An 8,788-nucleotide genomic window follows, 5' to 3' on the forward strand; every position below is an offset into this window, starting at 1 on the left:
AAATTTTTTGTGGATGAAAATGTACTGATTCCAAGACCGGAAACTGAGGAGCTTTTGGAACTTGCAGTCACCGAAATTCAGAAAAATAAGGTAAAAGATTTGAAAATTCTGGACATTGGTACCGGAAGTGGGATTATTCCCATTGTTTTGAAAAAGAAATTTCCTGAAGCCAAGGTTTCAGCAATAGATTTTTCTGAAAAAGCCCTGAAAACCGCGAAGAAAAATGCGGATTTTCACGAGGCCAATATTAATTTCATCCACCAGAATTATCTTGAAGAATATTTATCAGAAGTTTACGACATCATTATTTCGAATCCGCCTTACATTGGCATTGATGAGGAAAACGAAATTGCTGATTCGGTTAAGGAATTTGAACCCAAAATGGCATTGTTCTCTCCTACTTCAAATGCCCTGATATTTTACGAAAAAATTGCTAAAGACTGCAATAATCACCTGATAGAAAACGGAATGGTGTTTCTGGAAATTAATCAGAAATTAGGTGAGGAAACCAAAGCTCTTTTCACTAACGTTCTATCTGAAGTACATCTCATCAAGGATATTTCCGGCAATGACCGGATTGTTTTTGGGAGGAAGTGAAGTGACCTAATCGGGCGCGAGCGAAGCGAGCGCCAAAAAGTGTAATTATAAATCTTCTGGAGAAAACCCGACAGAAATTCTAGCCCCGGTTGCAGTGGAAATCCTTTTTTGCGCGAGCAAAGCGAGTGAAAAAAAAGATTGTAACGGAAAACGGGACCTCAGTTGGAAGAGAGAAAATGCTTTTGTTGCTCCTAAAAAAACTATCCGATTTTCCTCTTCACGAAAACCATGTATGCCATATAAATCAGCGGCAACGCCATGATACCCAGGAAAAGTGAATTTTCAACAGCTCGTTCTGGCTGCAATGCAACTGCGTAAACCAATCCGAAAAAAGCTCCGCCCATGTGAGCAGCATGACCGATATTGTCATGTTGACGTGGATTCAGCATGCTGTAAACAGAATAGCCGAAGTATAACAATCCGAAAATATATCCCGGAATCGGTATCGGTATAAAGAAGAAATAAATTCCCAGATCAGGAATCATGGCGATGGAAGCAAATAAAATTCCTGAAACTCCGCCACTCGCTCCAATTGCCGAGTACCAGGACTGGTTTTGATAAAGATAGAGCGAGAAAAGATTTCCTAAAAGTATAGACCCAAAATAAACCGCCAAAAATCCTATTTCGCCGAAAGCCTGCAAAACAATAGGCCCAAAGAAATACAGCGTCATCATATTGAAGAGCAAATGCATTAAATCTCCATGCAGAAAACCTGCAGAAATTAATCGTATATACTCTTTATTGCCGCGGATTGCGCCAACATTGAACTTATACTTCTCGAAAAGCTGTTGGTTACTGAATCCAAAGTAACTGAAAATTGCAGTTGCCGCGATAATAATGATTAATAATGTGTTCATAATAAATTTGTAATAAAAAAGTCTCGATGAACCGAAACTTTGTTTATACTATTTCTGAAGTTAAACTTCGGGAGATTAATTTTTCGTGCATGGGTTTCAAAACTTCAAGACTACCAGTTTTTACCGTACATTTTCCTTTGTAATGAACCAGAATCGTGCACTGTTCAGCCTGTTCCAAAGTATGTCCGCAGATTTCGATAAGTGCTTCAATAACATAATCGAATGTATTTACATCATCGTTCCAGAGAACGAGTTTATAAACTTCGTCTTCTTTTTCCAAAAGCGCCACTTCTTCATTGTATTCGCGCTCTGGTTTTTCGTAACCGTGAACTGAATTATATGTATAAAATCTGCTCATTTTCTTAAATTTCACCAAGTTCATCTGCCAAATCACTAAGAATATTGGGTTCTTCGAAGGTCAGTTCTACCAAATCAACGCTCTTGTTCTGCATTTTCAGAATTTTAACGTGATAATCATTGATGCTGAATTCCTGGTTTTCTTCCGGAATATCTTCAAGTTCATGCAAAATAAAACCTGCCAATGTATTGTACTCCCCATCTTCTGAAAGTGGGAAAGATTTCGGCAAATGTTCGTTAATTTCATCCAAAGGCTGTGTTGCCTGAACCCAAAATACATTCTCGCCAACTTTTTCTACAATTTTATCCTCGTCGTCTTCTTCATCCTGAATTTCGCCTACCAATTCTTCCAAAATATCTTCGAGCGTGATAATCCCTTCTGTACCGCCAAATTCATCAATTACAACTGCAAGATGCTGTTTTTTCTGCTGAAAAACCTTCAAAAGGTCCGAAATCTTTTTACTTCCCACTACGAAAAACGGTTCGCGCATCAGTTCTTTTAAAACTTCGTGATCGATGATTCCTTTCCTTTTAATGTATTCTCGGATAATTTCTTTAGCATAAAAAATCCCGATAATATTATCAATAGAACCGCTGTACACAGGAACTCTGGAATAACCTCCATCCATTATTTTTGAAATAATTTCCTCAACAGAATCATCAATATCAATCGACGCAATATTTTGGCGCGGCACCATGATCTGCTTGGCAGAGTGATCTGTAAAATCGAAGGCATTTTTAATAATCTCGTAATTCTCTTCTTCAATTTCACCCGAATCTGCAGACTGTTTTACCAATAGCTGAAGTTCTTCTGTGGAGTGAATTTCGTGTTCGGAAGCCGGGTGAATCTTCATTAACCTTAAAACTCCGTTCGACATTTGGTTCATCGTCCAGATAAAAGGTTTAAAGATGGTGTAAAATGCCCTCAGCGGCACCGCAATAAACATGGTGGTAGGTTCTGCTTTCCGGATAGCAATCGATTTAGGAATTAATTCTCCAAAAACGATGTGCATAATGGTAATGATTAAGAAACTTGTCACGAGCGAAACCGTAGTAACGGTAGCATCTGCAACTGCAAATCCGAAATAATGAAAAAGATTTTCGATGATGTGGTGCAGCGCGCTTTCGCCGACAAAACCTAAACCAAGTGATGCAAGTGTAATCCCGAGCTGCGTGGCAGAAAGATATTCGTCGAGATGTTTGATGATGTGCTCTGCCTGTTTCGCCATTGAGTTTCCTTCGGCGGCTTTGAGCTGGATTTGGGAGTAACGAACTTTAACGATAGAGAATTCTGCGGCTACGAAAAAACCATTGAGTACTACTAAGAATAAAGCTAACAAAAGCTTGACGACGTCTGAGTCCATTTAAATTTTTAAAAATATTTGATGCAAAGATATACAAAATTAAATTATAATAAAGTTCCGAAAATTGAATACCCATTTTAAGATTTTTCATCATAACAAAAAAAGCACCAGAACTCTCTGATGCTTTTAATATTTTACTACGCTGCTATTACGAATTCTTCAAAGCTTCTGCTCCGGACACAATCTCCAGAATTTCATTGGTAATTGCTGCCTGTCTTGCTTTATTGTAGAAAATTTTCAGTTCGTTTCTTAATGCTTCAGCATTGTCGGTAGCTTTGTGCATCGCTGTCATCCTTGCTCCGTGCTCTGAGGCAATTGAATCGAGAATTGCCTTATAAACCTGTGTTTTGATGGATTTTGGTATCAAAACATTCAGGATTTCTGCAGCGTTCGGTTCAAAAATATAGTCGGTATTTACCGTTTCATCTTTTTCAGCCATTGCAATTGGTAATACCTGCTCGGTTTTTACTTCCTGCGTTGCAGCATTGATGAATTTATTATAAATCACAAAAACCTTATCGAATTTTTCTTCCTTATAATCCTTCATCACGTGTTCCATGAAATTGGAAACAACCTGGAAACTCATCCCATCGAAAATTGCACTTTGGTTATCGTACACTTTTCGGGTTCTTCTCACAGCATCATATACTTTTTTACCCACAGAAAGGATTTCTACTTCGTGCTGTGTGTTTCCAATCGTATTGTTGAGTTCTTTAATTACTGACGAGTTGAAAGCTCCCGCAAGACCTTTGTTGGAGGTAACCACAATATAAAGAACTTTTTTTACTTCTCTCTCCGCAGTGAAGGTAGAAATACCCTCCAGCTCAGTAGTCGCACTTACATTTGCAATAATTTCCTGCAGTTTTTCGGAGTAAGGTCTCAACATCACAATAGCATCGGTTGCTTTCTTCAGTTTCGCTGCCGAAACCATTTTCATCGCACTCGTGATTTGCATTGTAGAAGAGATTGAAGTAATTCTTCCGCGTATTTCCTTTAAGTTCGCCATTCTATGGATTGAAAATTTAAAATTCAATATTCAGAAATTTCAGCTTCTGAATATTGAATATTGAATTAATTTTAGTTGTATTTAGAAGCCAGTTCTGTAGCAGCCTGCTTTAAAACTCCTGTAATGCTGTCATCAATTTTACCTGCTTTGATGGCTGCCATAGTATCAGGATGTTTTGATCTCAAGAATTCTACGTATTCTTTCTGGAATTCTTTTACTTTTCTGATTGGGATATTTCTCAATAAGTTTTCAGTACCTGCATAAATCATTGCTACCTGAGAATCTACAGGAAGTGGTGAATTTACCGGCTGTTTCAAAATCTCAACGTTTCTTTCGCCTTTAGAAATAACTCCAAGAGTTGAAGCATCGAGGTCAGAACCGAATTTAGCAAACGCTTCAAGTTCTTTGTACTGAGCCTGATCTAATTTCAGTGTTCCAGAAACTTTCTTCATTGATTTAATCTGAGCATTACCACCCACACGCGATACAGAAATACCTACGTTAATTGCCGGACGAACCCCAGAGTTGAATAAATCTGACTCCAAGAAGATCTGTCCGTCTGTAATTGAAATTACGTTAGTTGGGATATACGCAGAAACGTCACCCGCCTGAGTTTCAATAATAGGAAGTGCTGTTAATGAACCGCCACCTTTTACGATTGGTCTTAAAGAATCCGGTAAGTCGTTCATCTGAGCTGCGATGGTATCATCAGCAATAACTTTTGCAGATCTTTCCAAAAGTCTGGAGTGAAGGTAGAATACGTCTCCCGGATAAGCTTCACGTCCTGGTGGTCTTCTTAAAAGAAGAGAAAGTTCACGGTAAGCAACCGCCTGTTTTGATAAATCGTCATAGATAATCAAAGCCGGTCTACCGGTATCACGGAAATATTCTCCGATGGAAGCTCCCGCCATTGGTGCGTAAACCTGCATTGGAGTTGGATCGGAAGCGTTAGCTGTTACTACAACAGTATAAGCCATTGCTCCTTTATCTTCTAAAGTTTTAACGATTTGTGCAACGGTAGAAGCTTTTTGTCCTACGGCTACATAAATACAATATACAGGCTGCCCTGCATCATAAAATTCCTTTTGGTTAAGGATGGTATCGATCGCTACAGTAGTTTTACCTGTCTGGCGGTCACCAATAATAAGCTCTCTCTGCCCTCTACCTACAGGAATCATAGAATCGATTGCTACGATACCAGTCTGAAGCGGTTCAGTTACCGGCTGGCGGAAGATTACTCCCGGAGCTTTTCTCTCGAGCGGCATTTCAAATAAATCTCCGCCGATAGGTCCTTTTCCATCGATAGGGTTACCAAGAGTATCTACTACTCTGCCTAACATCCCTTCACCAACTTTAATTGACGAAATTCTGTTAGTTCTGTTTACCGTATCTCCTTCTTTAACCATTTTAGATTCACCAAGAAGTGCAACACCCACGTTGTCTTCTGCAAGGTTAAGAACAATACCCTCAATACCGCTTTCGAATTTTACCAATTCACCGTACTGAACATTTTCTAAACCGTATACTAAAGCGATACCATCACCGATGGTCAATACAGTTCCTACTTCTTCAATATTCGACTGGGTGTCGAAGTTGGCTAACTGCTGTTTAAGAATTGCAGATACTTCTGCCGGATTTATTTCTGCCATTTTATGGTTGTTTTTGTCTTAATTTAATTGAAATTCTTTTTTAAGCTTGCTCAGTTTTGATTTTACTGAGGCGTCTACCTGCTGATCACCAACACGCAGAATATAACCTCCTAAAATCTCTGGATTAATGATGGATTTTACATCGAACTTATTATCGTGATTCACAAGTTCTGAAGACTTCAAAATATTGTTGATGTTTTCTGAAGAAAGTGCTGATGCAGAGGTAATTGTAATTCGCTGCACCCCATTCATGTCCTCCACTTTATTAATAAATTCCTGGGCAATGTTCTGCATCTGGCTTTCACGGCCCTGTTTGATGATAAGTTGAAGCATGCTTTTTGTAACCGGGGAAAAATCTTTGAAAATCTCTAAGGCAATGCTTACTTTTTTCTTCACATCAATAATCGGAGAAGCGAAAAAACTTTGCAGCTCCTTCGACTTTTCGATGGTTTTCACAATGTCACCCATTTCAGTAAAAACAGCATCGGTATTTCCTGACTCCTGAGTGAAATTGAGTAAACCTTGCGCGTATCTTTTTGCTACTTTACTTGTAAGCATTTTAGTTCAGGTTAGATTTGTTAAGAATATTTTCAACCAAAGCGTTTTGAGCGCCATCGTTGTCTAATTTCTGCTTCAGGATTGATTCAGCAATCGTAACCGACAGTGTACCAATCTGGTTCTTAATTTCCGACATTGCTGCAGCTTTTTCAGCCTGTATAGACTGTCTTGCCTGCTCAATCATTTTGTCGCCTTCTGCTTTGGCAAGATCTTTTGCTTCACCTACAATTCTGTCTTTAATTTCTCTGGCTTCTTTCAGGATATTATCTCGCTCTACTTTTGCTTCACGAATGATGTTTTCGTTCTCAGCTTTTAAGTTCTGTACTTCCTGTTTTGCAAGTTTCGCCTGGTTAAGAGAGTCGATAATTGTTACTTCTCTTTCGTTCACCGCATCCATAATCGGCTTCCATGCAAATTTTCTTAAAACTAATAGCAGGATGATGAATACCACCGACTGGATGATGAATAAACCTGATGAAAAATTTTCTAATAATCCCATAATGAGTTATGATATATATGTAGTTGTTTTTAATTTTTTTTAAAAATCATCTGCCGTAACCAACCGTTCCCGGCAGATGAAAATTTTTGGGCTGAAAAGCTTGATTAAACTGCGAATAATGCAGCAAATGCAAGACCTTCAACAAGTGCAGCAGCGATAAGCATCGCTGTTTGAAGTTTACCGGCCTGCTCTGGTTGACGAGCCATACCCTCAAGAGCAGCAGCACCGATTTTACCGATACCTAATCCTGCTCCGATTACTACTAAACCTGCACCTACTAATTTAAGATCCATAATATAAAAATTTAAAAGGTTTTATTAATGATGTACCACTCCTTCTTCACCTTCGTGATGGTGCTCCTCGTTGGCCATACCAAAATACACCGCAGAAAGCATCGTAAAGATATAAGCCTGAAGGAATGCAACTAATATTTCAAGAAGATAAAGTACAAAAGTTAAGAATGGGAACGCAACACCCGCGATTACATTTTTGAAAACGTAGATCATTGCGATAAGCGACATAATTACAATGTGACCCGCAGTCATGTTCGCAAAAAGACGGATAAGAAGCGCAAATGGTTTAATGAACATACCGATAATTTCAATCGGCATCATTACAATCTTCATTGGCAAAGGCAAACCTGGCATCCAGAAAATGTGCTGCCAGTAATTCTTGTTTGCAGTAAATTGCGTGATAAGGAAAGTAAAAATCGCCAACGCTGCTGTAATTGCAATATTTCCTGTTACATTAATACCAAAAGGTAACAGCCCGAAGACATTAAGGAAAAGGATAAAAAAGAAGATTGTAAGCAAATAGCTCATGTATTTCTGATACTTCGCACCAATGTTTGGTTTAGCAATATCGTCTCTGATGAAAAGAATCAATGGTTCCAGAATTTTTCCTGCGCCAGTAGGAACTAAAGAGTTTTTATAACTTCTCGCGATTCCACCGAAAATAAAGATCATAAGTAATGCAGTAACTACAACCATCAAAACGGTTTTAGTGATTGAAAAATCCAGCACTTTTTCGTTGGTTGCGTGCTGATGTTCATCAAGATTAATTGTTCCTGAAGCATCAGTTTTATAAATTTTTTCGTGGAAGAGTTTATAATAACCACCTTTGCTTTCCACTACTTCTTCGCCGTGGTGAAATGCGGAGCTCATCATTGTATGAAGACCATTGGCACTGTCGTAGAAAATTACCGGAAGCGGAAAACCGATATGTTTGCCTTCTTTCGTCACCATAATATCAAAGCTGTGAGCGTCGAGAAGGTGATGGGTGATAAAGTCCTTGTTTTCTTTCTTGATTTTGTCTTTTTCAGTAACCGCTGCAGGCACTTCTGCCGCCTGTGCAGGAGCCGTAGCAACAGGTGTTTCGCTTACTACAACAGCGTCGTGCTGTGCAAACGATGTTGAAAATGTCGATAAAAAACCTAGTACAAGAACTACTCTTTTCAGCATTGCTATATCTTATTTTAAAGTTTTGCAAAAATAGAACAAATAATCATAATATAAAAATCAATTTTTACTGATTTTTTTCATCTTCGGGGGATTCTGTAACCTCTTCGGTCTGTATCAATTTTACGGCATACAAGGTTTCCAGAACCAAAGAAATTAAATAAGGAATAACAAAATGAACTTTATAATTAGGAACTTCATTTAAATTGAGCTTTTTCATTACCAAAAACATAATCATAAGCTTAAACATCACCAATCCCATGAATCCGAAACCTATATAATTAGGGTATATTTTTTTAATAATCGACAAAATTGTGATTACAATCGTGAAAAGCAAAGTAAGAAAAAGATAGTACCGGATAAAAGTTGTTTCGAAACCGACTTCCAAATACTGCCAGATTCCAAAATGGAGAAAAAACATGATGAAAAACAGAATGATATAAA

At 38.3% G+C, this 8,788-nt stretch carries 11 protein-coding genes; 1 reads left to right on the forward strand and 10 read right to left on the reverse strand.

Annotated elements, in window-relative coordinates:
- Nucleotides 1–597: peptide chain release factor N(5)-glutamine methyltransferase (prmC, locus tag V5N63_RS09310; RefSeq protein WP_332033725.1), on the forward strand; the 597-nt coding region annotated here is incomplete at its 5' end.
- Between the two features lie 200 nt (nucleotides 598–797).
- Here prmC and V5N63_RS09315 read toward each other — a convergent pair.
- The 10 genes from V5N63_RS09315 to V5N63_RS09360 form a co-directional block, all read right to left on the reverse strand.
- The gene (locus V5N63_RS09315) at nucleotides 798–1,454 is read right to left on the reverse strand and encodes a rhomboid family intramembrane serine protease (protein ID WP_332033726.1); all 657 of its coding nucleotides are present in this window, start codon (nucleotides 1,452–1,454) and stop codon (nucleotides 798–800) included.
- Nucleotides 1,455–1,497: 43 nt separating this feature from the next.
- A complete protein-coding gene (locus tag V5N63_RS09320) occupies nucleotides 1,498–1,812 on the reverse strand; it encodes an ATP-dependent Clp protease adaptor ClpS (RefSeq protein ID WP_332033727.1) in 315 nt (104 codons plus the stop codon).
- 4 nt (nucleotides 1,813–1,816) lie between these two features.
- Entirely contained in the window at nucleotides 1,817–3,175 is a 1,359-nt protein-coding gene (locus V5N63_RS09325) for a hemolysin family protein (RefSeq protein WP_332033728.1), read from the reverse strand.
- A 148-nt stretch (nucleotides 3,176–3,323) separates the two neighbouring features.
- Entirely contained in the window at nucleotides 3,324–4,181 is an 858-nt protein-coding gene (gene atpG / locus V5N63_RS09330; RefSeq protein WP_332033729.1) for an ATP synthase F1 subunit gamma, read from the reverse strand.
- Nucleotides 4,182–4,252: 71 nt separating this feature from the next.
- A complete protein-coding gene (gene atpA, locus V5N63_RS09335) occupies nucleotides 4,253–5,830 on the reverse strand; it encodes a F0F1 ATP synthase subunit alpha (protein WP_088468839.1) in 1,578 nt (525 codons plus the stop codon).
- An 18-nt stretch (nucleotides 5,831–5,848) separates the two neighbouring features.
- Complete coding sequence (gene atpH, locus V5N63_RS09340) at nucleotides 5,849–6,388, reverse strand: ATP synthase F1 subunit delta (protein ID WP_332033730.1); 540 nt, start codon at nucleotides 6,386–6,388, stop codon at nucleotides 5,849–5,851.
- Between the two features lies 1 nt (nucleotide 6,389).
- The gene (atpF, locus tag V5N63_RS09345; RefSeq protein ID WP_088468837.1) at nucleotides 6,390–6,887 is read right to left on the reverse strand and encodes a F0F1 ATP synthase subunit B; all 498 of its coding nucleotides are present in this window, start codon (nucleotides 6,885–6,887) and stop codon (nucleotides 6,390–6,392) included.
- A 104-nt stretch (nucleotides 6,888–6,991) separates the two neighbouring features.
- On the reverse strand, nucleotides 6,992–7,180 hold the full coding sequence (atpE, locus tag V5N63_RS09350) for an ATP synthase F0 subunit C (RefSeq protein WP_031503230.1): 189 nt from the start codon (nucleotides 7,178–7,180) through the stop codon (nucleotides 6,992–6,994).
- A 24-nt stretch (nucleotides 7,181–7,204) separates the two neighbouring features.
- Nucleotides 7,205–8,347 (reverse strand): F0F1 ATP synthase subunit A, encoded by a 1,143-nt coding sequence (atpB, locus tag V5N63_RS09355; protein WP_332033731.1) that lies wholly within the window; start codon nucleotides 8,345–8,347, stop codon nucleotides 7,205–7,207.
- A 64-nt stretch (nucleotides 8,348–8,411) separates the two neighbouring features.
- A partial coding sequence (locus V5N63_RS09360) for a hypothetical protein (RefSeq protein WP_332033732.1) occupies nucleotides 8,412–8,788 on the reverse strand: 377 nt, incomplete at its 5' end.

The sequence above is a fragment of the Kaistella sp. genome, assembly GCF_032060305.1.
Classification (GTDB): domain Bacteria; phylum Bacteroidota; class Bacteroidia; order Flavobacteriales; family Weeksellaceae; genus Kaistella; species Kaistella yananensis.